Origin of the sequence: Rhodococcus sp. ACPA1 (assembly GCF_002300195.1) — a bacterium.
In the GTDB taxonomy this organism is placed as follows: domain Bacteria; phylum Actinomycetota; class Actinomycetes; order Mycobacteriales; family Mycobacteriaceae; genus Rhodococcus_F; species Rhodococcus_F opacus.
On record NZ_NSDX01000005.1, the window covers coordinates 635,565 to 662,039 of the forward strand.

The window sequence follows — 26,475 nt, forward strand, 5'->3', positions numbered from 1 at the left end:
TCGGGCCATGGGATATGAATTTCAAGTCACAGTGGACTCGGAGAACCCGCATACCCTGGCCAAATGGTGGGCGCAGACGCTCGGCTGGGAGGTGGAGCCGAGCAACGAGGAGTTCATCCGCGGGCTCGTCCAGGCCGGCCACGCGCAGGAGTCCGACACCATGGAGTTCGAGGGTGTCCTGGCCTGGCGGGAGGGCCAGGCCATCCGCGATCCGGAACACCCGGAGCGCCCGCGCGTGCTGTTCCAGCTGGTTCCCGAACGGAAGACGGTGAAGAACCGGCTCCACCTGGACATCAGGGTCGGGGACGCCCGCTACGAGGTCGCCGAGAAGCTGGAGCAGTCCGGCGCCACCGTGCTCCACCGCGGCCGGCAGGGGCCGAGCGAGTGGGTCACGATGGCAGACCCCGAGGGCAACGAGTTCTGCGTCAGCTGACGCGCTGTCACGCTCCGCGGTAGGAGCTCGGGGTGCTGCCGGTCCAGCGTTTGAAGGCGCGACGGAACGCGCTGGGCTCGGAGAAGCCGAGCCGCGCCGACAGGTCCTCCACGGTCTCGCCGCGCCGGAGCCCGGCCACGGCGGCGTCGCGGAGCACTTCCTCGCGCAGCTGATTCAGCGACGTCCCGTCCTGCCGGAGCAGGCGGCGCAGGTGGGGGACGCTGATCGACAGCATCTCCGCGATGTCCTCGGCGGTCGACGTCCGGCCTTTCATGCCCAGCTCGAGGACCCGGCGCACCTGCGCCGACGCCGTGCTGTCGTAGTCACGCTCCGACATCAGCAGCGTCGGTGACTCTCGGAGGTAGTCCTCGAGCGTCTCCTCGGTCTGGATGATGGGCGCCCGCATCACCGCGTTGTCGAATTCGACTGCGGGAATATCGGAATCGAAAGTTACGGGGACGCCGAAGATGTGATCGTAGTTCTCGGCGAGCTGCGGCAGCGGCGCCGGATACGGCAGTTCCACCGCCAGCAACCGGACCCTCTTGCCCACGAGCCACGCCGCGAAACGATGAAGCAGGATCAGCAGGAAATCGGTGGTCACCCGCGTCGCCTCGAGCGACGACTGCACGTCCTCGGTGGACCGTTCGGCCGCGGCCGGGCGGATGTCGATGGTCATCCGGGTTCCGCCGTTGACACCGGGACCGATGTGCAGCGCGGGCAGTGACGGCAGGGCGCGCAGGATGTCGGCCATCCGCTCGAGGGCGGCGGACAGATCCGCGGTGTGGATCAGTGCGAGGCAGACGAGCCGAAACGTGCCGCGGGGGACCGGGGCCGGCCCGAGGCCGAACAATTCGTCGCCCGTGATCTGCCAGACCGCCTGGGTGAACGCGGTGACCTGGGTCGGCGTCAACCGGGCCAGCGGATCCTCCAGCGACGCCGCCGTGATTCCCGCCGCCGACAGCGCGGGGGAGAGATCGACCCCACTGCGCGCCGACAGTTCGAGCGACCGCCGCACGAAGTCGGCGGGGATGGTGCGGGCAGTCACGATCCGGGCTCCCCGAGGGTCCGGAGCCGCCGCGCCGCCTCCTCGAGCACGTGATCCTGCTTGCAGAACGCGAACCGCACCAGCGGGTTCCACGGCTGCGGATGGTCGGTGAACACACTGACCGGCACCGCGGCCACGCCGATGCGCTCCGGGAGCCCGCGGCAGAAGTCGATTCCGTCGCGTTCGCCGATCGCGGTGATGTCGGCGCACAGGTAGTACGTGCCGCCACCCGAATAGACCTCCAGACCGGACGCGACGAGCGCGTCGTACAGCACGTTCCGCTTGGCCTGGAGACTGTCCCGCAGCTCTTTCACCCACTGCTGCTCGTGGCTCAGCGCATGCGCCACCGCGGGCTGGAACGGTCCGCCGCCGACGAAGGACATGTACTGCTTCGCGGTCCGGACGGCGTCGATCAGTTCCGCCGGACCGCACGCCCAGCCGATCTTCCACCCGGTGACGTTGAACGTCTTGGCGGCGCTCGACACCGAGACGGTCCGTTCGTACATTCCCGGCAGAGTGGCCAGGGCGGTGTGCGTCCGGCCGTCGAACACCAGGTGCTCGTACACCTCGTCGCTGAGAACCAGCAGGTCGTGCTCGCACGCCAGCTCCGCGACGGCGGCGATCTCCTCCGGGGTGAACACGGTGCCGGTCGGATTGTGTGGGGTGTTGATCACCAGCATCCGGGTCTTCGGTGTGATCGCGGCCCGCAGAGCGTCGAGGTCGACGACGAACTTCGTGCCGGAGCGGGCGAGCGGCACGCTGCGGCGCACCGCCCCCGCCAGCGCGACAGACGCCGCGTAGGAGTCGTAGTACGGCTCGATCAGCACCACTTCCTCACCCGGTTCGACCAGCCCCAGAATGGCGGCGCTGATGGCCTCGGTGGCGCCGACGGTGACCAGCACCTCCGAGTCGGGGTCGTGGTCGAGCCCGTACCGGGCCAGGCGGTCGGCCGCGATCGCCTGGCGGAGCACGGGCATGCCGGGGCCGGGCGGGTACTGGTTGAGCCCGTCCGCGATGGCTCGGCGCGCGGTGTCGAGCATGGACGCGGGACCGTCGGTGTCGGGGAAACCCTGACCGAGGTTGATGGCGTCGTGGCTCACGGCGAGCGCCGTCATCTCGGCAAAGATGGTGGACGCGAACGGCTGCAAGCGCTGGACGGTGCGGTTGCGCGGCGTTGCGGGCATTACTGCAGCGTAGTCGGTGTGACGGCGAGGGTTGCACAGGGCCGCGTCACGTTCTGCAGGGCTGTCTCGTCTTCTCGGTAGACGGCGCGCGAAGGGCGCCCGGTGACGATGGAGGACGCAATGCCCCGCATTCCCGCAGTGGCCCCGGCGGACGCGAGCCCGCTGGTGAAGGTCGCCTACAAATATGCTGCCCACAAGTTCGACGAGGTGCCCGAGCCGTTCACCGTGCTCGCCCATCACCGCAAGCTGTTCGTCGCCTCGGCCCGGCACGAGCTGGCGGTGCAGAAGGCGTCGACCGTGCTTTCCGCGAACGTGCGGGAGATCGCCGTCTACCGCGTGGCGTGGACGATCGGCTGCTCGTGGTGCGTGGACTTCGGCACGATGCTGCAACGCCTCGACGGCCTCGACGTGGAGCGGCTCCAGCACATCGCCGATTACGCAGACTCGCCCGCGTACAGCGAGGACGAGCGCGCAGCCATCGCATACGCCGACGCGATGACGGCGACGCCTACCACGGTCACCGACGAACAGGTCGCAGACCTCGAGCGCCGGTTCGGCCGGGCCGGTGTCGTCGAACTGTCCTACCAGATCGGCATCGAGAACATGCGCGCCCGGATGTACTCGGCGCTGGGCATCACGGAGCAGGGTTTCGGCACCGATTCGTGCCGGGTGCCGTGGGCCGACGACGCCGCGGTCACGAAGGAGGGTCCGGGAGCCTGATCCCGCCGAACTTCTCCGGATTGGCGATGTCGTACGCCGCGTAGACGAGTCCGTCCCGGACGGTGAACCCACCCACTCGCGGCGGCGAGCTGCGGTGGGCCTCGTCGCCGGTGAGTGCGGAACTGAAGTAGCCCAGCTGGCCGTTGACCAGGACCGGCTGCATGACGGTGAACACCGCCGGCCCGTACCGCTCGATGAGACCGAGGAAGAAGCGGGCGAACTTGTCCGCGCCGCGGATGACGTTGACGGCGGTGCTCGTGGTGCCGTTGGCGTCGCCGATGACGAGAGCGTCCGGGTGCAGCGCCGCGACCACCGCGTCGAGGTCGCCGGCGGCGAGTGCCTCGAGCAGTCGCTGCACGGCGAGCGCATGCTCCTCGTCGGGAACGGCGGGTGTGGTTGCGGCAGCGGCCTTGCGGGCCCGCGACGCGAGCTGACGCGCCGCGGGCGTCTCGATTCCGAGAATCCCGGCTACCTCGTCGAACGGCACCCCGAAACCGTCGTGCAGCACGAACGCGATCCGTTGCGCAGGGGTGAGCGTGTCGAGCACGATCAGCGCGGCGAGGCGGTTGTCCTCGTCCCTGACGACCGCTTCCAGCGGGTCCGGCTCAGCTGACGGCGACAGTCCGGTGACGATGGGTTCCGGAAGCCATTGGCCGACATACTGTTCCCTCCGCACCGCGGCCGACCGCAACCGGTCGAGGCAGATCCGCCCGACCACCGTCGTGAGCCACGGCCGGAGGTCGCGGATGTTCGCGGCGTCCGCGTCGTCGAGTCGTAGCCACGACTCCTGCACGGCGTCCTCCGCGTCGCTGACGCTTCCCGTCAGCCGGTACGCTACGGAGAGCAGATGCGGCCGGTGGGACTCGAATTCGTCTACCAGCGTCGCAGTGGGCATGCCGATATCCTACGTGCGGTCCAGACATAAAATCCGTCGTGTGCGTAACCGTTGACCCTGGTGGTGGGTCCGGACGTATGGTGTGGCGACCACACCACGTCCAGGGAGTCTGCCATGTTCCAGTGTTTCGGCTGTCGTAGCTGACCTGGCTTTTTCGCACCCCTTTTTCTTCTGCACGTCCTGCTCACCCGTCCGGCGACCGCCGGGCGGGTTCGGGAGTGCGCTCGCACGACCCGCCGCTTCGTCGTGTGCGGGCATCACACACTAGGAAGACCTTCGATGATTCGTCCACGTTTCGCGCGGACTCTGGCCGCAGCGGCCGCCCTTCTCACGTTCACCAGCCTCGCTGTCGCGTGCTCCGGTTCCGAGACCACCACGACAGCCGACGGGAAGACGGTGTTGCGCTACGAGGGGACCACGGGGCAGGTCTCGTTCCCGGAACTCGCGGCCGACCTGGGCTACTACCAGAAGGTCGAACTGAACTGGATCGGCGACACCACCAGTGGGCCGCAGAGCATCCAGAATGCGGCCACGGGGCAGACCGACTTCGGTGGCGCGTTCAACGGTGCGGTGTTGAAGCTGGCCGCGGCCGATTCGCCGATCACGTCCGTCATCGGCTACTACGGCTCCGACAAGGAGACGTTCAACGGGTACTACGTGCTCGACGGAAGCCCGATCACGTCGGCACGTGACCTGATCGGCAAGAAGGTCGGCATGAACACGCTCGGCGCGCACCACGAGTTCCTCGTGCGTGAGTGGCTGGCGCGAGAGGGCCTGACCCCCGACGAGATCAAGCAGGTCGAGTTGACCGTCGTTCCGCCGGTGAACACCGAACAGGCGCTGCGGCAGGGTCAGATCGACGTCGGCACGCTCGGAAGCGTGTTCCGCGACAAGGCGGTCGAACGCGGCGGCATCCGCCCGCTGTTCACCGACGAATCCATCTTCGGTTCCTTCACCTACGGTTCGCTGCTGTTCCGCGACGACTTCATCGCGAAGAACAAGGACGCCGTCGCGGACTTCGTGCAGGGCACGGCACGCGCGATCCGCTGGACCCAGACGACTCCGCGCGACGACGTGATCGCGAAGTACAAGGACATCATCACCAAGCGCGGCCGCAACGAGACCACCGACCTCGTCGACTACTGGAAGTCGCCGGGTGTGGCGGGTCCCGGTGGCGTGATCACCGACAAGGAGATTCAGACCTGGATCGACTGGCTGGTCCGCAACGGGGAACTCGAGGACGGCAAGCTCACACCCGCCGACGTCTACACCAACGAGTACAACCCGTACGCCAACGGCACGTACCCCGCCGACAGCGGCCCCGACGGACAAGCGCTGGCCGCCAAGTGAACTCCACCCCAGATCCCCACGAGAAGAAAGTGACGTCGATGTCGCACTCCCGGTTCCGGCGCGGCGCCGTGCGCGCCCTCGCGGCAACCGCAGCACTGTTCACGTTGGCTTCGGGAGTGGCGGGGTGCGCCGGCTCGTCGGAGACCGCCACCACAGAGGACGGGAAGACGGTCCTGCGCTACCAGGGGTGGGCCGGGGACGTGGGATTCCACGAACTCGCCGAGGACCTGGGGTATTACGACAAGATCAAGCTCGAATGGGTCGGCGACACCACCAGCGGCCCGCAGGACATCCAGTCGGCGGCCACCGGTGACATCGAGTTCGGCTCGGCGTTCAACGGAGCCGTCGTCAAACTCAATGCCGCGGGGGCACCGATCACGTCGGTGCTGAGTTCCTACGGTGCGGATGCCGGCGAGTACACGGGATACTTCGTGCTGGACGGCAGCCCCATTCGCTCGGCGCGCGACCTGATCGGTAAGAAGGTCGGGATGAACACGCTCGGTGCGCACCACGAGTTCCTGGTCCGGGAGTGGCTGGCCCAGCAGGGGTTGACCCAGGACGAGATCAAGCAGGTGGAGCTGACCGTCGTCCCGCCGGTGAACAACGAAGCGGCCCTGCGCGAAGGTCAGATCGACGTGGCCGCCATCAACGGGATCTTCCGCGAAACAGCCCAGGAGCGTGGGGGTATCCGGCCGCTGTTCACGGACCGGGATCTGTTCGGCGCATTCAGTTACGGAACCTACGTGGTGCGCGACGACTTCCTGGCGAAGAACAAGGACGCCGTTGCGGACTTCGTGCAGGGCACGGCCCGGGCCATCCGATGGACCCAGGTGACTCCGCCTGAGGAGGTCGTCGCACGGTTCAAGAGCATCATCGACAAGCGTGGCCGCAACGAGAGCGACGAGGCCATCGACTACTGGCGCAGCTCCGGGATTCCCGTCGCTGGGGCCGTGATCCAGGAGAAGGAGCTGCAGACCTGGATCGACTGGCTCGTCCGCAACGGTGAGCTCGACGAGGGCAAGTTGACCGCAACCGACCTCTACACCAACGAATTCAACCCGTACGCCAACGGCACGTTCCAGCCCGAGAGCGGGCCCGACGGAGAAGTACTGGAAGGACAGAAATGAGCACCACCGCCTCGAACCCCGATCGGGTTCAGACGCCCAAGCTCCGCCTCGAGCACGTCACCAAACAGTTCGACGTGCGAGGGTCCAAGGACAAGTTCACCGCGATCGAGGACATCGACATCGATCTCGCGGACGGTGAATTCCTCGTCCTCGTCGGGCCGAGTGGTTGCGGGAAGTCCACGCTGCTCGACCTGCTCGGCGGACTCAGCACCCCCACGTCGGGCCGGATCCTGCTCGACGGGCAGCCGGTGACCGGGCCGGGTCTCGACCGCGGAATCGTCTTCCAGCAGTACGCACTCCTGCCGTGGCGGACGGCCCGGCACAACATCGAGTTCGGGCTCGAGGCCAAGGGACTGCCCAAGAAGGAACGGCGCGAACTCGCCGAGCACTACCTCGAACTCGTCGGCCTGAAGGGCTTCGGCGACCGGTACCCGCACGAGCTGTCGGGCGGCATGAAGCAGCGCGTCGCGATCGCCCGCAGCCTCGCGTTCGATCCCGAGGTGCTGCTGATGGACGAGCCGTTCGCGGCGCTCGACGCGCAGACCCGTGAGTCGCTGCAGGACGAATTGCTACGCATCTGGAAGGCCACCGGCAAGACCATCCTGTTCATCACGCACGGCATCGACGAGGCCATCTACCTCGGGCAGCGGGTCGCCGTCCTGACGTCGCGGCCCGGCCGGGTGAAGACGTTCGTCGACATCGACATCGACCGCAGCGGTGAGGACGTCCGGTCCAACGAGCAGTTCCGGCACTACCGCCACCGCATCTGGACGCTGCTGCACGGCGAAGTGGAGCGTGCACAGGTAATCGAGAAGGAGGAAGCACATGTCTAGCGCACTCGCGTCACCGGAGGCTCCCGTCGCAATCGATCGACCCGGGACCTCGGCTCCGTCGCCCGCTTCCACCCCGCCGCAGCCGGGTGCCGTCCAGCGTGCCGGTGCGGCACTGCGTCCGATCGTCTGGCGGATCCTCAAGCCGTCCGTCGCGATCGTCGCCTTCCTGGCACTGTGGGAGATCGCTCCGCGGGTCGGTCTCGTCGACGAGGTGTTCCTTCCCCCGTTCACCACGGTGGTAGAGGCATTCTTCGATCTGGTCAAGAGCGGTGAGCTGTGGCAGCACGTCTCCGCCAGCCTCTCCCGCGCCCTGATCGGATTCTTCGTGGCGGTCGTGATCGCGATCCCGCTGGGCATCGCGATCGCCTGGTACCGCCCGGTGTCGGACTTCCTGAACCCGATCCTGGAGCTGTTCCGCAACACGGCGGCGCTGGCGTTGCTCCCCGTGTTCATCCTGATCCTCGGCATCGGTGAGGAGTCCAAGATCGCCCTGGTGATCTACGCGTGCACCTTCCCGATCCTGCTGAACACGATCTCCGGTGTGCGCACCGTCGACCCGTTGCTGATCAAGTCGGCGTCCTCGCTGGGACTGTCGCCCGTGCGCCTGTTCCAGAAGGTCGTGCTGCCCGCCGCCGTTCCCACCATCTTCACCGGAATCCGCATGGCGGCGGCGTCGTCGATCCTCGTGCTGATCGCCGCCGAGATGGTCGGGGCCAAGGCAGGCCTCGGCTACCTGATCACCGCCTCCCAGTTCAACTTCCAGATCCCCAACATGTATGCGGGCATCGTCGCCATCTCGGTTCTCGGGCTGACGCTCAACGCCGTTCTCGTACTGATCGAACGCAGGCTGTCCCGCTGGCGGGTCTAGTCACTTACCGGAAAAGAAACTCCACATGTCACAGGATTCCCAGTTCCACCTCAACGCCTTTCTCATGGGTGTGGGACATCACGAGGCGGCGTGGCGCCATCCCCGCACCGAGGCGCACCGCGTTCTGGACGTCGCACACTTCCAGGAACTCGGCCGGATCGCGGAGCGGGGCAAGCTCGATTCCGTGTTCTTCGCGGACGGTCTCGCCGTCGGACCGCGGATCAAGCACAACACGCAGGCGATCTTCGAGCCCGTCACGTTGCTGTCGGCGATCGCCGTCGCCACCGAACACGTGGGACTGATCGCCACGGCCTCCACGAGCTACTCCGACCCGTACAACCTGGCACGCAAGTTCACGTCGCTCGACCACATCAGCGGCGGCCGGGCGGGGTGGAACATCGTGACCTCGGCCGGTGCGGACGAGGCGGCGAACTTCGGCGTCGACGGCATCCCCGCGCACAGCGGACGGTACGAGCGCGCAGAGGAATTCGTCGACGTCACGCTTGCCCTGTGGGACAGCTGGGAGGACGGCGCGGTGGTGCTCGACCCGGAGGCCGGCGTGTTCGCCGACCCCGGCAAGGTCCACACCATCGACCACGACGGACCGCGGTTCCGGGTCAAGGGGCCGCTCAACTCGCCGAGGTCCGCCCAGGGACGGCCGCTGCTGGTGCAGGCCGGCTCCTCCGAGAGCGGCAAGGAGTTCGCGGCGCGGTACGCCGAGGCCGTCTTCACCGCACAGCGCACCCTGGAGCAGGGTCAGGAATTCTACCGCGACCTCAAGGCGCGTGTCGTCAAGCACGGCCGCAATGCCGGCGAACTGAAGGTGCTCCCCGGCATCGTTCCGTTCATCGCGGACACCGAGGAGGAGGCGAAGGCGCTCGAGCAGTCGTTCACCGACCTGATCTCGCCCGAGTACTCGCTGCGGCAGCTGTCCACGATGCTCGGTGTCGACCTCACGAAGCATTCCCTCGACGCCCCGCTTCCGCCGCTTCCGCCGCTGGACGAGATCCAGGGCAACAAGAGCCGCTACCAGCTGGTGAAGGATCTCGCGGCGGACGGTTCGCTCACCGTCCGGCAGCTGATCGGGCTGCTCGGTGGCGGACGCGGGCACCGCACGTTCGCCGGAACGCCCGAACAGGTGGCCGACGAGCTGCAGACGTGGTTCGAGCAGGGCGCGGCCGACGGTTTCAACATCATGCCGCCCTACCTGCCCGGCGGACTGGACGACTTCGTCGACCGTGTCGTCCCGATCCTGCAGCAGCGCGGACTGTTCCGTACGGAGTACACGGCGACCACCCTCCGCGGTCACTACGGTCTCACGGACGTCGGTAACCGGTTCGCGGGCGCGGTCGACGAAGCGAGCGCATGAGCGGCGAGACCGGTCTGAAACCTCTCGTCACCACCGTCTTCGTCCCTGCTGCGATCTTCGGCATCGGCCAGGGGGCCGCCGCCCCGGTCATGGCACTGACGGCCCGCGAACTGGGTGCGTCCGTGGCCGTGTCCGGGCTGATCGTCGCGGTCGTCGGGCTCGGCGCAGTCCTGGGAGACCTGCCCGCAGGCCGGATCGTCGCCAGGTTCGGGGAGCGACGGTCCATCATCGGCGGCAGTACCGTCGGCGCCGCCGGAGTGCTGGTCTGCCTGCTCGCGCAGACACCCTGGATGCTGGGTGTGGGCGCACTGCTGACCGGGCTCGCCAACGCCGTGTGGGGGCTGGCCCGCCAAAGCTACCTGGCCGACGCCGTGCCGATCGGGCTGCGCGCCCGGGCGATGTCGTCGTTCGCGGCGATGTGGCGGCTCGGCTTCTTCGTGGGACCGCTGCTCGGCGCCGCCGTGATCCTGGTGGTCGGCGCCCGGGGCGGATTCATGGTGCAGTTCGTCGGCGTCGTGCTGTCCGGGTGGCTGATGTCGAGGGTCCCCGACCCGCCGAGGCGCCACGCAGGCACCGCCGGTACCCACGCGACGCTGCCGTCGATTCTGCGCCGGCACCGGAAGTTACTGGCCACGCTCGGCGCCGGGTCGCTCCTGATGGGTGCGGCCCGCGCCTCGCGGGAGGCGGTGCTACCGCTGTGGGCTGCCCATCTCGGACTCGATGCCGCCCAGGTCAGCCTAGTCTTCGGGGTCGGAGCGGCCGTCGATCTGCTGTGCTCGTATCCGGCCGGACACTTCATGGACCGGTACGGCCGCCGGTTCATCGCGGTGCCGTCGCTTCTGGTGATCGGGGTGTCCTACCTGGCGTTGCCGTTCTCGCACGACCTCCTGTCGATCGGGGCCGTCGCCGTCGTGATGGGAATCGGCAACGGGCTCGGCAACGGCGTCATCATGACGCTCGGCGCCGACATCGCCCCACCGGCGACGCGCGCCGAATTCCTCGCGGCCTGGCGGCTCACCCACGACACCGGCATGTTCGCCGGACCCTTCGGGGTCGGCGCGCTCGCCGCGGTGGTGCCGCTCGGGGCCGCCGTCGCCGCGATCGGGGGAGCGGCGCTGGTCGGCGCCGGACTCCTGTTCCGGTTCATCCCGGTCTATTCTCCGTGGCCACCGCCGCCCGCGTCGGAGCCCGATTCCTCACCGCTCGAAAAACAGGAAGCATAGGTACATTCGTTTCATGCGCTTCGGATTGTTCGTTCCTCAAGGTTGGCGTCTGGATCTCGTCGGAATCGATCCCACGGATCAGTGGTCGGTGATGCGCGACTTCGCGTTGCGCGCCGATCAGGGTTCGTCCTGGGATTCACTGTGGGTCTACGACCACTTCCATACCGTCCCGGCACCGACGGAGGAGGCCACGCACGAGGCGTGGACCCTCATGTCCGCGTTCGCGGCGGTCACCTCGCGGGTGCGTCTCGGCCAGATGTGTACGGCGATGAGCTACCGCAACCCCGCCTATCTCGCGAAGGTCGCCGCCACCACCGACCTCATCTCGGGCGGACGCGTCGAGATGGGCATCGGCGGCGGCTGGTACGAGCACGAGTGGCAGGCGTACGGATACGGATTCCCCTCCGCCGGTGTGCGTCTCGGCCGCCTCGACGAGGGCGTGCAGATCATGCGACAGGCCTGGACCAACGGCACCGCAACCCTCGAAGGCAAGCACTATCAGGTCGACGGGGCCATCGTCCGCCCACTTCCGTTGCAGGAAGGCGGCATTCCACTGTGGATCGCCGGCGGCGGCGAGAAGGTGACGTTGAAGATCGCGGCAAAGTACGCGCAGTACACCAACTTCGACGGCACACTCGAGGGCTTCGCGCAGAAATCCGAGATCCTGCGGAAGCACTGCGACAGCGTCGGCACCGACTTCGACGCCATCACCCGCTCGGCCAACTACAACGTCGCGATCGGCACCACCGAGGCGGAGGTCGAGCAGCGGTTGCTCACCCTGAAGGACCGGCTCACGCCGCACGTCGGCGCCGAGGCCGCCGAGGGTGCGCTGGGAGCCTTCCGCGGAATGCCAGGTGTGGGAACGCCGGAGCAGATCGTCGAGAAACTGTCGGCGCTGAAGGAGGAGGGCCTGTCCTACGGCATCTTCTACTTCCCCGAAGCCGCGTACGACACCTCGGGCATCGAACTGTTCGAGAAGGAGGTCCTGCCCGCGCTGCGTTGATCGGCAGACCGCGTCACCGGGCATAGAGTGGCGGGCATGTTCGTCGTCACCCTCGCCGCCGGCAACGTGTGGCTGAGCCCGCCGGTCGTCACCGACGTCGACGAGATCTGCGCGGCGTGCAGCGACGCGTCGATCGCCGACTGGACGACGATGCCCGCCCCGTATGCCCGCTCGGACGCCGAGCAGTTCGTCCGGCAGACGGTGCCGTCGGGGTGGGCCGATCGCAGTCCCACCTGGGCGCTGCGCGAACGCGAGGACGGTCCCGTGCTGGGGATGATCGGACTGATGGCGCGGGACATTACGGCGGCGGAGATCGGATACTGGCTGTCGCCGGCGGCACGGTCGCGGGGTCTCATGACGACCGCGGTGAACCTGGTGTGCGATTTCGCGTTTCGGCCGGACGGCATGGGACTCGAACGCATCGAATGGCGCGCGTTCGTCGGCAACCTCGACTCGGCGGCGGTCGCCCGCCGGGTCGGCTTCCGGTTCGAGGGCGTCCAGCGCGCCGGGCTCGTGCAGCGCGGCGTCCGCCGCGATTCGTGGGTGGCCGCGCTGCTCGCCGGCGACCCGCGGCAACCGGCCGAAGACTGGCCCGACTAGTGGCCGATCAGCGCAGGCCCTCCGGAAGGTCGTGCTCGGACACCGCGACTCGCTGGTCGGGGCTGGTCCGGATCTGCTCGGACTCGGGGATCCGGCTCAGCAGGAAATCCCACTCGACCTGATCGATGGCATCCTCCGCGCGGGAACGCACGGCCGCGTCGCGGGTACCCCACGCGATCGGCATCGGGCTGACCATCTCCCACGTGTCGGCGTCGCTGCGGGTGCTGCGGTCGTTCAGCAGGGCGACGGACGGCACCCTGTCACCCACCCTCTGCTTCTGACCGGTCCGGATCGGAACGTTGCGGGTCACGAGGGCGTACGACGCCCGGCCCGCGGAGGGCTTCGCGACGTCGATCAGCGACAGCAGGGTGACCGCACGGGGATGGACCTCCGAGACGACGGCAGGCACCAGCGGGCTCTTCGCGTACAACTCCTCGATGCTGCCGACCTTCTTCGGCACCCAGAACGCCACCCACACGGACGTCAGTGCGGCGATCGCCACGACGACGCCGAGGATGATCGACCAGGGGTGGGCGAGCAGGATCAGACCGACAGCGGCGGCCGCGAACAACAGCGCCACCACGATCGCCGACACCTGCAGGCGTCGCATGTCGGCGAACGTCTGGTTGACAGACTTCGCGTAGGGCCGGTCGACGGTGAACTCGAAATGTCGCACGGCCCCAGCTTAGAGCCCCCGGTCCGGTGGCCCGGCGGTTACCCGATGGCCGGGCCCAGCAGGTCGTCGGCGTCGGTGATCCGGTACGCGTACCCCTGCTCGGCGAGGAAGCGCTGCCGGTGGGCGGCGTACTCGGCGTCGAGCGTGTCGCGGGCCACCACCGAGTAGAAGTGGGCCTGGCCGCCGTCGTGCTTGGGTCGCAGCAGGCGGCCCAGCCGCTGAGCCTCCTCCTGGCGGGAACCGAACGTACCCGAAACCTGGACGGCGACAGATGCTTCCGGCAGGTCGATCGAGAAGTTCGCGACCTTGCTGACGACCAGCGTCTGGATCTCGCCCGCCCGGAAACGGTCGAACAGTTCCTCCCGCTCCTTGTTCTTGGTCGACCCCTTGATGACCGGTGCGTTCAACGCCTCACCCAGTTCGTCGAGCTGGTCGAGGTACGCGCCGATGATCAACGTCGGTGCGTCGGTGTGCCGTTCCAGGATCGACTTCACCACCGCGATCTTGGTGTGCGCGGTGGAACACAGCTTGTACCGTTCGTCGGGTTCGGCGACGGCATAGGACATCCGTTCGGCGTCCGTCAGCGTCACCCGCACCTCGACGCAGTCGGCGGGCGCGATCCACCCCTGCGCCTCGATGTCCTTCCACGGCGCGTCGTACCGCTTGGGTCCGATCAGCGAGAACACGTCGCCCTCGCGGCCGTCCTCGCGCACCAGGGTGGCGGTGAGGCCGAGGCGTCGACGGGACTGCAGGTCGGCGGTCATGCGGAAGACCGGGGCGGGCAGGAGGTGCACCTCGTCGTAGATCACGAGACCCCAGTCGCGGGAATCGAACAGTTCCAGATGCTTGTATTCGCCCTTGGTGCGCCGGGTGATCACCTGGTACGTGGCGATCGTGACCGGCCGGATCTCCTTGCGCTCGCCCGAGTACTCGCCGATCTCCTCCTCGGTGAGCGACGTGCGCGCGATCAGCTCACGCTTCCACTGCCGTCCCGCGACCGTATTCGTCACCAGGATCAACGTGGTGGCCTTCGCCTTGGCCATCGCCGCCGCACCGACCATCGTCTTACCCGCACCACAGGGCAGGACCACGACGCCGGACCCGCCCGCCCAGAACGAGTCGGCGGCCATCTCCTGATAGTCACGCAGGTGCCACTGGCCGTCCGCGGACCCGGGGGACGTGCCGTCGAAGTCCAGGTCGATGGCGTGCGCCTCGCCGTCGACGTACCCGGCGAGGTCCTCCGCCGGCCAGCCGACCTTGAGCAGCAACTGCTTGAGACGGCCGCGCTCGCTCGGGTGGACCACGACGGTGTCGTCGTCGACGCGGGCACCGAGCATCGGGGCGATCTTCTTGTGCCGGGTCACCTCGGTGAGGACCGCGCGGTCCAGGCTGACCAGCGTCAGACCGTGGGCCGGGTTCTTCACCAGCTGCAGCCGCCCGTACCGGGCCATCGTGTCGACGATGTCGACCAGCAGCGGCTGGGGCACCGCGTACCGGGAGAAGTTGACCAGCGCATCGACCACCTGCTCGGCGTCGTGTCCGGCGGCGCGCGCGTTCCACAGGGCCAGCGGGGTGATCCGGTAGGTGTGGACGTGCTCGGGCGCGCGCTCGAGTTCCGCGAACGGCGCGATCGCCTGGCGGGCGTCGTTCGCGCGTTCGTGATCGACCTCCAACAGCAGGGTCTTGTCGGATTGGACGATCAACGGTCCGTCGGTCACGGAAGCCTCCTCGAAAATGCGGTGCCGGATGTAGCCAGCCTGTCCATTGTCCTGATCTGAGCGACACCGCGCCACGTCGCGGCTTTCGACGCGGCCCGATACCTGCACATCCGCGGCGGTCGGGGCCTAAATTGAGGTGCAGCCGGATGGATCGACCCAGAGACGAGGCTCGCGATGACACAGCCCCCCGACGACCCCAACCGTCCCGATCCGAACGTCCCCGGCGAACCGCCGAACAACCCGCAGCAACCGTACCCGCAGGGTGGGCCGCAGCAGCCCTACCAGCAGGGGCAGTACCCGCAGCAGCCGTACCCGCAGGGGCAGTACGCCCAGCAACCCGGTCAGTATCCGCCCGGCCGGTACGGGCAGCAGCCCGGTCAGTACCCGCCTGGCCAGTACCCGCCACCGCCGAAGAAGTCGAGGAAGGGGTTGTTCATCACTCTCGGTGTCGTCGCCGTCGTGATCCTCGCCGCCATCGCCGCGTTCGGTGTGTTCGCCGTGAAGAGCGCCGACAAGAACGCCCTCGACGTCGGCGACTGCCTGTTCTTCGAGTCCGCGTCGACGACCGCGGCCGACACCTCACACGAGAAGCGGGACTGCTCCGACAGCGAGGCCACGTACGAGGTGGCGCAGAAGAACGACGGCGACGTCCAGTGCTCGGAGGACTACTTCTCCTACACCCTCGTGAGCGAGGACGAGGGTGTGCAGACCACGCTCTGCCTCGTTCCGAACATGATCGAGGGGTCCTGCTACCTGCTCGAGGACGACGGCCGGATCGTGCCGTCCGACTGCACCGACACGCAGACCGTCAAGGTCGTCAGACGCGCGGACGGCGAGAACGACGAAACCCTGTGCAACGAGTTCGACACCGCATTCCCCATCGCGTTCTCCGAACCCGAGCGCACGTACTGCATCGAGGTCAATCTGGGCGGCTAGCCCCCGTGAGTACTTATTAACCGCCCGGCGTTGACATGTACTCACAGGGAGTTAAATTCACGGGAATCGAGTCCGTTGAACTGCACGTTCCCCTTCGTTAGCGTTCGAGATCAACCAAGATCACTGCGCGCGGGGAAGGTGGGAACGATGGCGCGAACCCAGCCCGACACCCGGCGTGGTGCCGGCCGTTCCGGCGCCAGCGCGGGCACGGTGCTGCGCACCGTCCTCGACCGCGGGCCGATCGCGCGCAGCACGATCGCACGGGTCACCGGGCTCTCACCCGCGACGGTGACCACCGCCAGTGCACAGCTCGTCGAACGCGGTCTGCTGCGGGAACTGCCGGAGATCTCGGGTCCCACCGGTCTGGGACGGCCACACGTCCCGGTGGACCTCGACGACAGCCGTTTCGTCGTCTACGGCATCCATCTGGCGATGACCCACGTGACCACAGCGTTGCTCGACCTGCGCGGGCAGGTGCTGGCGCGATCCCGTGATCCGCACTTCGGGCTGGGACCGGCCGAGATCCTGCGGAACGCCGTGACGACCCTCGAGGCGCTGGCCGCCCGACACGGCGACGTATCCGTCCCGATCGGCGTCGGTTTCGCGGCCGGCGGCTGGATCGACTCGGAATCGGGTGTGGTGCGTGAGCATCCGATCCCGGGATGGAACGGGTACCCGGTCCGGGCGGATCTCGAGCACCGCACGGGTCTGGACGTCCGGATGGATTCGCACGCGCGCGCCCTCATCGACGCGGAGGTGCTGTTCGGGGAGCCGCGGGCGCGGGACAGCGTGGTGCAGCTCTTCGTCGGGAACGTGGTGGACGCCGCATTCGCCACGGGAGGCGTGGTCCACCACGGCCCTCGCGCGGCGGCAGGCGCGGTGGCGCACGTGCCCGTCGAGAACAGTGTCGAGGAGTGCACCTGCGGGCGTACCGGATGCGTGCAGGCCACCCTGTCGGATCGGGTGCTGGTGCGCCGGGCGATGCAGCTCGGCATCATCGAGCAGCCGATCTTCGGCGACCTTCTCGACGCGGGTCGACGTCGGCAACCGGCGGCACTGGCGCTGTTCGAGGAACGGGCGCACGGCGTGGGGGTGGTCGCGGCGCGTCTGCTCGACCTGTTCAATCCAGAGGTCCTGATCGTCTGCGACCAAGGCGTGAGCCGGATTCCGGGTACCCTCGACACGGTTCGGCGAGCAGTCGGGGAGTCGTCGGCGACGTGTGACGACCCCTCGCGGTCCGTGTTGTCCACCAGTTTTCCCGGGCGGGCACTGCCGGTATCCGCCGGCTCCGTGATCCTCGCGGAGCTCTACCGGGCACCTCTCACCAGTTTCGTGCGGCCGCTGGCCGGCATATCGTGACATGTATCACAGGGCCGGAGTTAATTCGGTGGGAAGCAATGTTGACGTCGATTGCACTGGATCGCAAGGATATTGGTGTGAACACCACCATGGCGGACAGCGTGCGTACATCCTCGTGTCGCTCCGAGTCCTGTTGTCGCCGCACGCGACCGGGTCGCATCTGACGCCTCCGCGCTGACCTCCGCGGACGCTCGAAACACCTTTCCGTTCTTCCTTTCTCGCTCCACTGTGGCACTCGACCGACCGCGTCCGGTGTGCCCGACCGGAGATCACATCCTTCGAAGGATCAATCATGTCCAGTTCACTCGTGTCTTCCGCCGGGTATCGGCGCCTCACCCGCGCCGCCTTCGCCGGCGTCGTGGCGCTCGGGCTCGCGTCCTGCTCCTCCGGTTCCTCCGGCGGGCTGGCTCTCGATGACGCTGTGCCCGATCAGGTTCCGGACGGAACCTCGCTCAGCGTGTCGATCAAGACCACCCGGCTTCAGCTCGAGGCGACCGGCCAGCTCGCGGACCTCCCGTTCACCGTGTCGGACTGGCCGGACGTCAGTGCCGGTCCCGACGTGATCCAGGCCTTCCGGGGCAACGCGGTCGATCTGGCCACCAACGCCGCGATCCCGCCGATCCAGGCGCACGCCACCGGGCTCGACGCGAAGATCGTCGCGGTCCGGGAGAAGGAACAGCCGCAGTACCTGCTGGCCACCGCGCCCGGCTCGGACATCACGGAACTGTCGGACCTGCGAGGCAAGAAGATCGCGTTCTCACCCGGGCAGGCTCAGGGTGTGGTGATCCTGCGAACGCTGAAGGCGCAGGGTCTGACCACGAAGGACGTCCAGCTCGTCGAGCTCCCCAGCCCACAGTTCCTCACCGCGCTGCAGTCGAAGCAGGTGGACATCGCGCCGCTGTCGGAGCCGACGGTGACGAAGTACCTGAACCAGTACGGGCCGGACGGAGCCAAAGCGTTGGCCACCGACGCCGTGGACGCGCTCACCGTGCTCTGGGCACCCGTGGAGGTCCTCCAGGACCCGGCCAAGGCCGCGGCGATCAAGGCGTTCATTCCGTTCTGGGCCCGCGGGGAGGTCTGGGCGTGGGAGAACCAGGACGCCTGGATCCAGAAGTACTACGTCGAGAGCGAACAGGTCTCGGCCGAGGACGGCAAGCGCATCGTCGCCACCGTCGGGCAGCGTCCGGTCTACCCGGCCAACTGGGACGCCGCCGTCGAGTGGACGCAGGACACCGTCCAATTGCTCTCCGATGCAGGCTACTTCAGTGAGTTCGATGCCGACGAGTTGTTCGACCGCCGATTCGAGACGATCGCCGCCGACGCTGTTCCGGCCGAGTACCGGGGCGGTGTGCAGCGATGACCAGTATTCTCTCCGCGCCCGCAGCTGCACCGGCACGCACTGCCGCCCCCGAGGCCGAGAGGCTCGGCGTCGCCGATCGGCAGATCCGCCGACTCGGGTTGCGAAAGGCGTTCCCGTTCTCCCGGCTGGCCGGTGTCCTGCTGCTCCTCGCGGTGTGGGCGGTGGGAAGCCTGACCGGCTTCATCGACGCACGAAAGCTGTCCGCACCGTGGACCGTGGTCACCACGGCCGTCGACCTGATCTCCACCGGCATCCTGCAGGAGCATGTCCTCGCGTCGTTGAGCCGTGCCGCCATCGGTTTCGCGTTCGGCGTGGTGATCGGGACGGCCCTGGCCGTCGCCGCCGGTCTGACGCGTTCCGGTGATGCCCTGATCGACGGGCCGATCCAGCTCAAACGCGCCATCCCGACGCTCGGCCTGATCCCGCTGCTGATCCTCTGGCTCGGTATCGGCGAGACGTTCAAGATCGTGATCATCGCGCTCGGTGTCGTCGTCCACATGTACATCCAGACGCACAACTCGTTGACGTCGATCGACAACCGGTACGTCGAACTCGCCGAGGTCCTCGGGTTGTCCCGGACCACGTTCATCCGCAAGGTCGTACTGCCGGGTGCGATGCCGGGATTCTTTCTGGGACTGCGCCTCTCGGTGACCGGTGCCTGGCTCACCCTCATCGTCGTCGAGGGAATCAACGCGGTGACCGGTTTGGGAAAGATGATGTACAACGCGCAGAACTACGGACAGTCCGACGTGATTCTCGTGGGGCTCGCGGTCTACGGCATCTTCGGTCTCCTGTCCGACTCCGTCCTCCGTTACGTCGAAAGGCGGTCGCTGTCATGGCGCAAGACACTCGCCGGCTAGAACCCGCCGCCGTGCAGGTGCGGTCCCTCGTCCGCGGATTCGGCGACAAGACCGTCCTCGACCGCCTGGACCTCGACATTCCCGAAGGGCAGTTCGTGGCCCTGCTCGGAAAGAGCGGGTCCGGCAAGAGCACGCTGCTCCGTGCGCTCGCCGGCCTCGACTACGACGTCGAGGGCCGTGGCGGAACACTCACCGTGCCCGAGGAGGTGTCGGTGGCGTTCCAGGACTCACGGCTGCTGCCGTGGCTGAGGGTGCTGGACAACGTGACGCTCGGGCTGGGCCGCACCGGCACGAGCAAGGGAGCAGCGGCGCTCGCGGAAGTCGGGCTCGCGGGCCGGGAGAAGGCGTGGCCCAGCGAATTGTCCGGCGGTGAACAGCAGCGGGTGGCGCTGGCCCGAGCGCTGGTCCGCGAGCCCCAACTGTTCCTGGCCGACGAGCCCTTCGGCGCCCTCGACGCGCTGACCCGGATCAAGATGCACTCTCTCCTGCAGGAGTTGATCCGTCGCCACCGCCCGACCGTCCTGCTCGTCACCCACGACGTCGACGAGGCGATCGCGCTCGCCGACCGGGTGCTCGTTCTCGACCGCGGGCAGATCGTCGTCGACGAGATCATCGACATTCCGAAGCCGAGAGTGCTCGGCGACAGCAAGTTCCACGAGTTTCGCAACACGCTGCTCGGCGCCCTCGGCGTCGAGGTAGCGGCACAGTAAGGGAGTTACACCATGAGTTCGTCACCACAGCGCCGGCTGCATCTCAACGCATTCCTGATGGCGATCGGACACCACGAGGCGGCCTGGCGCCTGCCCGAGAGCGATCCGAACGCCAATCTCGATATCAAGCACTACATCTCGTTGGCGCAGACCGCCGAACGCGGAAAATTCGACTCGGTGTTCCTCGCCGACAGCCCGGTGCTGTTCAGCAATCCGGAACGCAGGCCGAGCGGCAAGCTGGAGCCGACGATCATCCTCACGGCGATCTCCGCGGCCACCGAGAAGATCGGTCTGATCGCGACCGCGTCGACCAGCTACAACGAGCCGTACAACCTGGCGCGGCGGTTCGCGTCCCTCGACTTCGTCAGCGGCGGACGAGCCGGCTGGAACATCGTCACGACGGCAGGCGCCGATGCGGCGCAGAACTTCGGTCTCGACGACACCCCCGCACACCGGAGCCGGTACGAGCGGGCCGCGGAGTTCGTGGAGGTGTCCACCAAGCTGTGGGACAGCTGGGAGGACGACGCCATCGTCGCGGACAAGGAGGTCGCGATCCATGCGGACTCCGCGAAGGTGCACGTCATCGAACACGAGGGCCGGTTCTTCAAGGTGCGGGGACCACTCAACGTGCCGCGGTCGCCGCAGGGATACCCGCTGCTCGTGCAGGCGGGGTCGTCCGGGAACGGAAAGGATTTCGCCGCCCGGTATTCGGAGGCCATCTTCACTGCCCAGCCCACCCTGGACGAGGGGAAGGCGTTCTACGCGGACGTCAAGGACCGTGTCGCGAAAGTGGGCCGGGACCCGGAGGAGGTGCTGATCCTGCCCGGCATCGTGCCGGTCATCGGGGACACCGAAGAGGAGGCCCGCGAACTCGAGGCCGAACTGGAGCGGTTGATCTCGCCGGAATATGCCCGCAAGCAGCTGGCGCAGCGGTTCAATCTCGAACCGGAGCAGCTCCCGCTGGACGAGGAACTGCCCGAGGACTTGCCGTCCGAGGACGAGATCGAGGGTGCGAAGAGCCGGTACACGCTGATCGTGGACCTCGCCCGCCGCGAGAAGCTCACCGTCCGGCAGCTGATCGGGCGACTCGGTGGTGGTCGCGGTCACCGTACGTTCGCGGGCACCCCGCTCCAGGTCGCCGACACGATCGAGTACTGGTTCCGGAACGGCGCCGCCGACGGTTTCAACATCATGCCCGCGGTCCTTCCGTCCGGGTTGGAGAAGTTCGTCGACTCCGTGGTCCCGATTCTGCAGGAACGCGGACTCTTCCGCACCGACTACACCGAGACCACACTGCGCGGGCACTACGGTTTGCCACGGCCCGCCAATCAATTTGCGGTCGAGAAGGATTCCACGCTGGTGTCTGCGCAGTGACGACGGGAGCTTCGGGGGAGAACGCGGGCTGGCTGCGGTACCTGTTCGGGTACTGTCTGCGCCAGCGCCGCAATCTCGTTCTCGCGTACGGGGCGGCGACCGTGGCGGCCGCGGCCACCGCCATCATTCCGCTGGCCGTCCGGCACGTGATCGACAACGCCGCGATCGACACGAATCATGCACTGGCGCCGTGGATCGCGATGCTCATCGCCCTCGCATCGATCCGTTTCGCCGCCGCGTACACGCGACGGTACCGCTCCGGGCAGCTGTCCCTCGGAGTGCAGTACGACCTGCGGGGCGACGCCTTCCGGTCACTACTGCGGCTCGACGGCGTCAAGCAGGACGGACTGCAGACCGGGCAGGTGGTCAGCCGATCGATCTCGGACATCACGCTGATCCAGATGCTTCTGCAGTTACTGCCGCACATGGCGGGGAACCTGCTCATGTTCACGATCTCCCTGGCCGTGATGGCCGTGCTGTCGCCGATTCTCACCCTGGTCGCCCTCGCCGTTCTGCCTGCGCTGTGGTTCATCTCCATGCGCAGCCGCGTCGACCTGTTCCCCGCCAACTGGCATGCCCAGGAACAGGCAGCCGTCGTGGCCGGGGGAGTGGAAGCCGCCGTCACCGGAGTGCGCGTCGTCAAGGGATTCGGCCAGGAAGACCGCGAACTCGAAGACCTCGAGAAGCGGGCAGGAGACCTGTTCCGTTCCCGGCTGCGTGTTGCACGGCTGACCAGCCGGTACAACCCTGCACTGCAAGCGGTTCCGATGCTCGGCCAGGCACTGGTCCTGGCACTCGGCGGATGGCTGGCGCTGCACGGCACGCTGTCGCTCGGCACGTTCGTCGCCTTCACCACGTACCTGGCGTCGTTCGCCTCACCCGTGCGTCAACTCGCCACGCTGCTGACCGTGAGCCAACAGGGCCGGGCAAGCGTCGAGCGCGTCCGCGAAGTGATCGACAACGCCCCGGCCGTCACGACCCCACCCGACGCCGTGGACTTGCCGGGTGGGCCGCTCGAGGTGGTGTTCGACGACGTGGCCTTCGGATACGACCCGTCGAATCGCCTGCTCGACGGACTGTCGCTGCGGATCGCACCCGGGGAGACGGTGGCGGTGGTCGGCGCCGCCGGATCGGGGAAATCGACTCTGGCCATGCTCGTTCCGCGGTTGTACGACGCCGACGCGGGTGCGGTCACCGTCGGGGGGATCGACACCCGCCGGCTGTCGCTCGAGTCACTGCGCTCCGCGCTCGGCGTCGTCTTCGAAGACAGCTACCTGATGTCCGAGACCATCCGCGCCAACGTGTCCTACGGCCGGCCGGATGCCGACGAGGCACTGGTGCGTGAGGCTCTCCGAGTGGTACAGGCGGAGGAATTCGTCGACGCACTGCCGGACTGCCTCGACACCGTCGTGGGGGAGCAGGGGGTGACGTTGTCGGGTGGCCAGCGGCAGCGGATCGCCCTCGCCCGGGCATTGGTGACCGATTCGCGGATCCTGGTGCTCGACGACGCGACATCGGCGGTCGACGCCCGTGTCGAGGCCGCCATCCACCACGAACTGTGCGTCGCGACCAGCGAACGGACCACGCTGATCATCGCGCATCGCCGGTCGACCCTCGCGTTGGCCGACCGCATCGCGGTGCTGGCGCACGGGCGCATCGTCGATGTGGGCACGAGCGCCGAACTCGACGAGCGGTGCCCGCTGTTCCGCGCGCTGCTGTCGAGCGCGGACGACGTGACCGCTCCGGACCCGTCACCCGGGCCGCCGGACGTCGACGGTGTCACCGCCGAACTGTGGCGCCGGGAGGACGGCGACGAGGCATCCGGGGTGTTCGACGCCAGAGCCGCAGCGGCTTTCGCGACCGCAGCCGCGGGCGCCAGTGGACCGTCACGCGGAGGCGCGTCGGGCGGAATCCTCTCGTCGGCGCCGCCCAGCCCCGAAGTCATGGCTCGGCTCGACGACCTGCCGCCACTCACGGGAGACCCGGACGTTGCCGCGGACGAGGCTCGGGCCGCCGACCCGGCGTTCGGACTCGGCTCGCTGTTGCGGCCGCTCCTCCTGCCGCTGGTCGGGGGCTTGGCGCTCGTCGGGCTCGACGCCGTCGCGCAGATCGCGGTGCCGGTCCTCGTCCGTACCGGGGTGGATCGGGGAGTGCTGCAGGGCGCCCGCGACCTGCTGCTGCTCGCGGCAGCAGCGACCATTCTGGTGGTGCTGCTGGACTGGGCCGTCAACATCGCCCAGGCGCGGGTGACCGGGCGTACGGGCGAACGGCTGCTGTACACGTTGCGGGTCAAGACGTTCGCGCAGCTGCAGCGGCTCGGGTTGCAGTACTACGAACGAGAACTGGCCGGCCGGATCATGACACGCATGACCACCGATGTCGACAGCCTGTCCAACTTCCTGCAGACGGGTCTGGCCACGGCGGTGGTGAGCGGGCTGACGATCTCCGGTGTGCTGGTGGCACTCCTGGTGATCGACGCGGAACTGGCCCTCGTGCTGGTCCTCGTGGTGCCCGTCCTCGTCGCGGCCACCGTGGTGTTCCGCCGAAAGTCCGTGCCCGCCTATGCGGAGGCCCGCGACCGCGTCGGGATCGTCAACGCCTACCTGCAGGAGAACGTGACGAATATCCGCGTCGACCAGGCATTTCGGCGTGAGGATTACAACGCCGTCCAGTTCTCCCGGCGGGCCTGGGACTTCCGGGAGTCGCGGCTACGGGCCCAGCGGTACATGGCGCTGTACTTTCCGTTCGTCGAGTTCCTGTCCGTGGTGGCGACCGGACTGGTGCTCGCGGCCGGGACGGCGCGGATCCACGGCGGGACCCTCACCGTCGGCACACTGATTGCCTTCGTGCTCTACGTCGAACTGTTCTTCGCTCCCGTGCAACAGCTTTCGCAGGTGTTCGACGGCTACCAGCAGGCGGTGATCGGACTCGGCCGACTGCGGGGTCTGATGAGGACGCCGACCACCACGCCGCAGGCGGGCGATCCGGTCGTCCTCGACCGCCTCCAGGGCGGCATCGTGTTCGACGACGTCCACTTCGCGTACGAATCCGGCAAGGGGGAGGCGCTGCGAGGGGTGACGCTTTCCATCGAACCGGGCGAGACTGTCGCCCTCGTCGGCCAGACCGGCGCGGGCAAGTCGACGGTGCTCAAGTTGCTCGCCCGGTTCTACGACCCCACAGAGGGCGCGGTGCGGGTCGACGGCATCGACACGCGGTCACTGGACCTCGCGTCGTTCCGGCAGCGACTCGGTGTCGTTCCGCAGGAGCCGCACCTGTTCGGCGCCACCGTCCGCGACGCCGTCGCCTACGGGCGCCCGGACGCGACAGACGCGGAGGTGGAGGCCGCCAGCCGAGCGGTCGGGGCCCACGAGATGGTGTCCGGGCTCGCCCTCGGCTACCTGCAGCCGATCGGGGAGCACGGGCGCAACCTGTCGGCGGGGCAACGCCAGTTGCTGGCTCTCGCCCGCGCCCAATTGGTGGACCCCGACATCCTGCTGCTGGACGAGGCCACCGCATCACTGGACCTGGCCACGGAGGACCGCGTCCGGCTCGCGACCGAGAACCTGTCCCGGCGGCGCACCACCGTCGTCGTGGCGCACCGGTTGAGCACCGCGGCGCGAGCCGACCGGGTGGTGGTCCTCGATGGCGGACGGGTAGCGGAAGTCGGAACACACGCCGAGCTGCTCGACCGGGGTGGCGTCTACCGGGAACTCTGGGACGCCTATGCGGCTTCGCCGCCCGTGAGTACTTATTAACCGCGGGACGTTAACAAGTACTCACGGGGCCGGAGGCCATGGTCAGGCGCCGATCGACGCCTTCATCATCGGCAGCATGGCCCACAACTGGTCCTGCCAGTAGCCCCAGCTGTGGGTTCCCGTCGCCGGAAAGTCGTAGTGCGCGGGGATGCCGAGGGTGTCGAGCCGCACCTGGAAGGCACGGTTCTGGGCCAGCGCGATGGCCTCGAGGCCCATGCCGGTTCCGACGTTGAAGACGTCGATGGCGGATTGCGGCTGATCGTGCGGGCCGGGGAGGCCGGCGCCCGCCGAGATCCACATCGGCAGCCCGCGCATGAGGGGCGCCGCGACGAACGGGTCGTTGCGGAGCCACGCCGGATCCCACGGCGGGCCCCACATGCAGTCGGCGTTGTAGCCGCCGGAGTCGAGCATCGCGATCCGGATCGCCTCACGCATGCCCGGGGCCGACAGGTTCAGGTACCCGGACATCGACCCGGCGAACGTGAACTGGTCGCGGTGGTAGGCGGCGAGGATGAGGGCCGCGTTGCCGCCCATCGACAGTCCGGCAATGGCGTTGCTGGTGCGGCTGATGCCGTAATTGTTCGCCAGGAAGTCGGGCAGGTTCTGGGTGAGGAACGACTCCCACTTGTACGTGTACGGCTGACCGTTGGTGTTGCTGGGGGCGTACCAGTCCGTGTAGAAGCTGGACTGCCCGCCGACCGGTTCGACGACGGTGATCCCGTGGTCGGACAGCCACGCGGCGTTGGTTTCGTGTTCCCACCCGCTGACGTCGTTGGTTGCGCGGAGGCCGTCGAGCAAATAGAGGGCCTTGTTGCTGCCGTTGTTCGCGAGCCACATGCGCACCTTGATCTGACCGACCCCGCCGGGTGCGTCGACCCAGTGCTCGCGCAGACGGCTGTACGGGTCGGCGGAGGCCGTTCCGCCGCCGACGAGGACGAACGCCAGCGGCAGGATCACCACGGCAACCATCAGCCGGACGACGCCTCGTAACCAACCATGTGACGGCTTCGTTGCTGTGACAATCACGGTTCTGCCTCCTGGTAGTCGTCCCCGGCCAGGTACATACCAGCATCACGG

Annotated in this window: 23 protein-coding genes; 17 read left to right on the forward strand and 6 right to left on the reverse strand. The window is 67.8% G+C overall.

Features of this window, described 5'->3' with window-relative positions:
* Window positions 1–7: 7 nt before the first annotated feature.
* The gene (locus tag CJ177_RS27375; protein WP_095869063.1) at window positions 8–433 is read left to right on the forward strand and encodes a VOC family protein; all 426 of its coding nucleotides are present in this window, start codon (window positions 8–10) and stop codon (window positions 431–433) included.
* 7 nt (window positions 434–440) lie between these two features.
* On the opposite strand, the gene CJ177_RS27380 is transcribed toward CJ177_RS27375, so the two are convergent.
* Together CJ177_RS27380 and CJ177_RS27385 are read right to left on the reverse strand one after the other, a co-directional pair.
* Complete coding sequence (locus CJ177_RS27380; RefSeq protein ID WP_095869064.1) at window positions 441–1,478, reverse strand: AraC family transcriptional regulator; 1,038 nt, start codon at window positions 1,476–1,478, stop codon at window positions 441–443.
* Window positions 1,475–2,662, reverse strand: coding sequence for a pyridoxal phosphate-dependent aminotransferase (locus CJ177_RS27385; protein WP_005244204.1), 1,188 nt, complete (start codon window positions 2,660–2,662; stop codon window positions 1,475–1,477). The genes CJ177_RS27380 and CJ177_RS27385 overlap by 4 nt, the downstream gene beginning before the upstream one ends.
* 120 nt (window positions 2,663–2,782) lie before the next feature.
* Here CJ177_RS27385 and CJ177_RS27390 point away from each other — a divergent pair, with 120 nt between their 5' ends.
* A complete protein-coding gene (locus tag CJ177_RS27390; protein ID WP_095869065.1) occupies window positions 2,783–3,382 on the forward strand; it encodes a carboxymuconolactone decarboxylase family protein in 600 nt (199 codons plus the stop codon).
* Here the strand turns inward: CJ177_RS27390 and CJ177_RS27395 are convergent.
* The gene (locus tag CJ177_RS27395) at window positions 3,357–4,277 is read right to left on the reverse strand and encodes a sigma-70 family RNA polymerase sigma factor (RefSeq protein WP_095869066.1); all 921 of its coding nucleotides are present in this window, start codon (window positions 4,275–4,277) and stop codon (window positions 3,357–3,359) included. The two genes, CJ177_RS27390 and CJ177_RS27395, sit on opposite strands and share 26 nt — an antisense overlap.
* A 279-nt stretch (window positions 4,278–4,556) precedes the next feature.
* Between CJ177_RS27395 and CJ177_RS27400 the strand changes: the two genes are divergently transcribed.
* Genes CJ177_RS27400 through CJ177_RS27435 form a run of 8 tightly spaced genes read left to right on the forward strand, consistent with a single transcriptional unit; the run spans window position 4,557 to window position 12,650 of the window.
* Entirely contained in the window at window positions 4,557–5,627 is a 1,071-nt protein-coding gene (locus CJ177_RS27400; RefSeq protein WP_061700909.1) for an ABC transporter substrate-binding protein, read from the forward strand.
* 38 nt (window positions 5,628–5,665) lie between these two features.
* Window positions 5,666–6,754, forward strand: a complete 1,089-nt coding sequence (locus CJ177_RS27405; RefSeq protein WP_005244196.1) for an ABC transporter substrate-binding protein — start codon at window positions 5,666–5,668, stop codon at window positions 6,752–6,754.
* A complete protein-coding gene (locus CJ177_RS27410) occupies window positions 6,751–7,587 on the forward strand; it encodes an ABC transporter ATP-binding protein (protein ID WP_005244194.1) in 837 nt (278 codons plus the stop codon). The genes CJ177_RS27405 and CJ177_RS27410 overlap by 4 nt, the downstream gene beginning before the upstream one ends.
* Window positions 7,580–8,455 (forward strand): ABC transporter permease, encoded by an 876-nt coding sequence (locus CJ177_RS27415; RefSeq protein ID WP_005244191.1) that lies wholly within the window; start codon window positions 7,580–7,582, stop codon window positions 8,453–8,455. Before CJ177_RS27410 ends, CJ177_RS27415 begins: the two co-directional genes overlap by 8 nt.
* Before the next feature lie 25 nt (window positions 8,456–8,480).
* Entirely contained in the window at window positions 8,481–9,824 is a 1,344-nt protein-coding gene (locus CJ177_RS27420) for an LLM class flavin-dependent oxidoreductase (protein ID WP_095869067.1), read from the forward strand.
* On the forward strand, window positions 9,821–11,047 hold the full coding sequence (locus CJ177_RS27425) for an MFS transporter (protein WP_025431895.1): 1,227 nt from the start codon (window positions 9,821–9,823) through the stop codon (window positions 11,045–11,047). Before CJ177_RS27420 ends, CJ177_RS27425 begins: the two co-directional genes overlap by 4 nt.
* A gap of 13 nt (window positions 11,048–11,060) precedes the next feature.
* Entirely contained in the window at window positions 11,061–12,050 is a 990-nt protein-coding gene (locus tag CJ177_RS27430; protein WP_095869068.1) for an LLM class F420-dependent oxidoreductase, read from the forward strand.
* A gap of 36 nt (window positions 12,051–12,086) precedes the next feature.
* Window positions 12,087–12,650, forward strand: coding sequence for a GNAT family N-acetyltransferase (locus CJ177_RS27435; protein WP_095869240.1), 564 nt, complete (start codon window positions 12,087–12,089; stop codon window positions 12,648–12,650).
* A gap of 7 nt (window positions 12,651–12,657) precedes the next feature.
* On the opposite strand, the gene CJ177_RS27440 is transcribed toward CJ177_RS27435, so the two are convergent.
* Together CJ177_RS27440 and CJ177_RS27445 are read right to left on the reverse strand one after the other, a co-directional pair.
* Window positions 12,658–13,326: a DUF3239 domain-containing protein gene (locus CJ177_RS27440; protein WP_095869069.1), complete on the reverse strand. Its 669-nt coding sequence runs from the start codon at window positions 13,324–13,326 to the stop codon at window positions 12,658–12,660.
* A gap of 38 nt (window positions 13,327–13,364) precedes the next feature.
* Complete coding sequence (locus CJ177_RS27445) at window positions 13,365–15,044, reverse strand: DNA repair helicase XPB (RefSeq protein WP_005244182.1); 1,680 nt, start codon at window positions 15,042–15,044, stop codon at window positions 13,365–13,367.
* Window positions 15,045–15,218: 174 nt separating this feature from the next.
* On the opposite strand from CJ177_RS27445, the gene CJ177_RS27450 reads away from it, so the two are divergent.
* The 7 genes from CJ177_RS27450 (at window position 15,219) to CJ177_RS27480 (ending at window position 25,398) form a co-directional block, all read left to right on the forward strand.
* Window positions 15,219–15,980: a hypothetical protein gene (locus tag CJ177_RS27450; protein ID WP_061043523.1), complete on the forward strand. Its 762-nt coding sequence runs from the start codon at window positions 15,219–15,221 to the stop codon at window positions 15,978–15,980.
* A 147-nt stretch (window positions 15,981–16,127) separates the two neighbouring features.
* Window positions 16,128–17,339, forward strand: coding sequence for an ROK family transcriptional regulator (locus CJ177_RS27455; RefSeq protein WP_061043549.1), 1,212 nt, complete (start codon window positions 16,128–16,130; stop codon window positions 17,337–17,339).
* 292 nt (window positions 17,340–17,631) lie between these two features.
* The gene (locus CJ177_RS27460) at window positions 17,632–18,699 is read left to right on the forward strand and encodes a PhnD/SsuA/transferrin family substrate-binding protein (RefSeq protein WP_095869070.1); all 1,068 of its coding nucleotides are present in this window, start codon (window positions 17,632–17,634) and stop codon (window positions 18,697–18,699) included.
* On the forward strand, window positions 18,696–19,559 hold the full coding sequence (locus CJ177_RS27465; protein ID WP_095869071.1) for an ABC transporter permease: 864 nt from the start codon (window positions 18,696–18,698) through the stop codon (window positions 19,557–19,559). The genes CJ177_RS27460 and CJ177_RS27465 overlap by 4 nt, the downstream gene beginning before the upstream one ends.
* Entirely contained in the window at window positions 19,535–20,269 is a 735-nt protein-coding gene (locus CJ177_RS27470; RefSeq protein ID WP_095869072.1) for an ABC transporter ATP-binding protein, read from the forward strand. Before CJ177_RS27465 ends, CJ177_RS27470 begins: the two co-directional genes overlap by 25 nt.
* 12 nt (window positions 20,270–20,281) lie before the next feature.
* Window positions 20,282–21,643 (forward strand): LLM class flavin-dependent oxidoreductase, encoded by a 1,362-nt coding sequence (locus CJ177_RS27475; RefSeq protein ID WP_095869073.1) that lies wholly within the window; start codon window positions 20,282–20,284, stop codon window positions 21,641–21,643.
* Complete coding sequence (locus CJ177_RS27480; protein WP_095869074.1) at window positions 21,640–25,398, forward strand: ABC transporter ATP-binding protein; 3,759 nt, start codon at window positions 21,640–21,642, stop codon at window positions 25,396–25,398. Before CJ177_RS27475 ends, CJ177_RS27480 begins: the two co-directional genes overlap by 4 nt.
* Before the next feature lie 42 nt (window positions 25,399–25,440).
* Here the strand turns inward: CJ177_RS27480 and CJ177_RS27485 are convergent, their stop codons facing one another.
* Window positions 25,441–26,424, reverse strand: coding sequence for an alpha/beta hydrolase family protein (locus CJ177_RS27485; protein WP_257014693.1), 984 nt, complete (start codon window positions 26,422–26,424; stop codon window positions 25,441–25,443).
* Between the last annotated feature and the right edge of the window lie 51 nt (window positions 26,425–26,475).

Excerpts from the sequence above, each read along its gene's own strand:
- CJ177_RS27475 (WP_095869073.1), top strand. The coding sequence starts at position 20,282 with ATGAGTTCGTCACCACAGCGCCGGCTGCATCTCAACGCATTCCTGATG.
- CJ177_RS27420 (WP_095869067.1), top strand. The coding sequence starts at position 8,481 with ATGTCACAGGATTCCCAGTTCCACCTCAACGCCTTTCTCATGGGTGTG.
- CJ177_RS27390 (WP_095869065.1), top strand. The coding sequence starts at position 2,783 with ATGCCCCGCATTCCCGCAGTGGCCCCGGCGGACGCGAGCCCGCTGGTG.
- CJ177_RS27450 (WP_061043523.1), top strand. The coding sequence starts at position 15,219 with ATGACACAGCCCCCCGACGACCCCAACCGTCCCGATCCGAACGTCCCC.
- CJ177_RS27410 (WP_005244194.1), top strand. The coding sequence starts at position 6,751 with ATGAGCACCACCGCCTCGAACCCCGATCGGGTTCAGACGCCCAAGCTC.
- CJ177_RS27430 (WP_095869068.1), top strand. The coding sequence starts at position 11,061 with ATGCGCTTCGGATTGTTCGTTCCTCAAGGTTGGCGTCTGGATCTCGTC.
- CJ177_RS27425 (WP_025431895.1), top strand. The coding sequence starts at position 9,821 with ATGAGCGGCGAGACCGGTCTGAAACCTCTCGTCACCACCGTCTTCGTC.
- CJ177_RS27405 (WP_005244196.1), top strand. The coding sequence starts at position 5,666 with ATGTCGCACTCCCGGTTCCGGCGCGGCGCCGTGCGCGCCCTCGCGGCA.
- CJ177_RS27415 (WP_005244191.1), top strand. The coding sequence starts at position 7,580 with ATGTCTAGCGCACTCGCGTCACCGGAGGCTCCCGTCGCAATCGATCGA.
- CJ177_RS27455 (WP_061043549.1), top strand. The coding sequence starts at position 16,128 with ATGGCGCGAACCCAGCCCGACACCCGGCGTGGTGCCGGCCGTTCCGGC.
- CJ177_RS27400 (WP_061700909.1), top strand. The coding sequence starts at position 4,557 with ATGATTCGTCCACGTTTCGCGCGGACTCTGGCCGCAGCGGCCGCCCTT.
- CJ177_RS27395 (WP_095869066.1), bottom strand. The coding sequence starts at position 4,277 with ATGCCCACTGCGACGCTGGTAGACGAATTCGAGTCCCACCGGCCGCAT.
- CJ177_RS27375 (WP_095869063.1), top strand. The coding sequence starts at position 8 with ATGGGATATGAATTTCAAGTCACAGTGGACTCGGAGAACCCGCATACC.
- CJ177_RS27385 (WP_005244204.1), bottom strand. The coding sequence starts at position 2,662 with ATGCCCGCAACGCCGCGCAACCGCACCGTCCAGCGCTTGCAGCCGTTC.
- CJ177_RS27470 (WP_095869072.1), top strand. The coding sequence starts at position 19,535 with ATGGCGCAAGACACTCGCCGGCTAGAACCCGCCGCCGTGCAGGTGCGG.
- CJ177_RS27465 (WP_095869071.1), top strand. The coding sequence starts at position 18,696 with ATGACCAGTATTCTCTCCGCGCCCGCAGCTGCACCGGCACGCACTGCC.
- CJ177_RS27435 (WP_095869240.1), top strand. The coding sequence starts at position 12,087 with ATGTTCGTCGTCACCCTCGCCGCCGGCAACGTGTGGCTGAGCCCGCCG.
- CJ177_RS27460 (WP_095869070.1), top strand. The coding sequence starts at position 17,632 with ATGTCCAGTTCACTCGTGTCTTCCGCCGGGTATCGGCGCCTCACCCGC.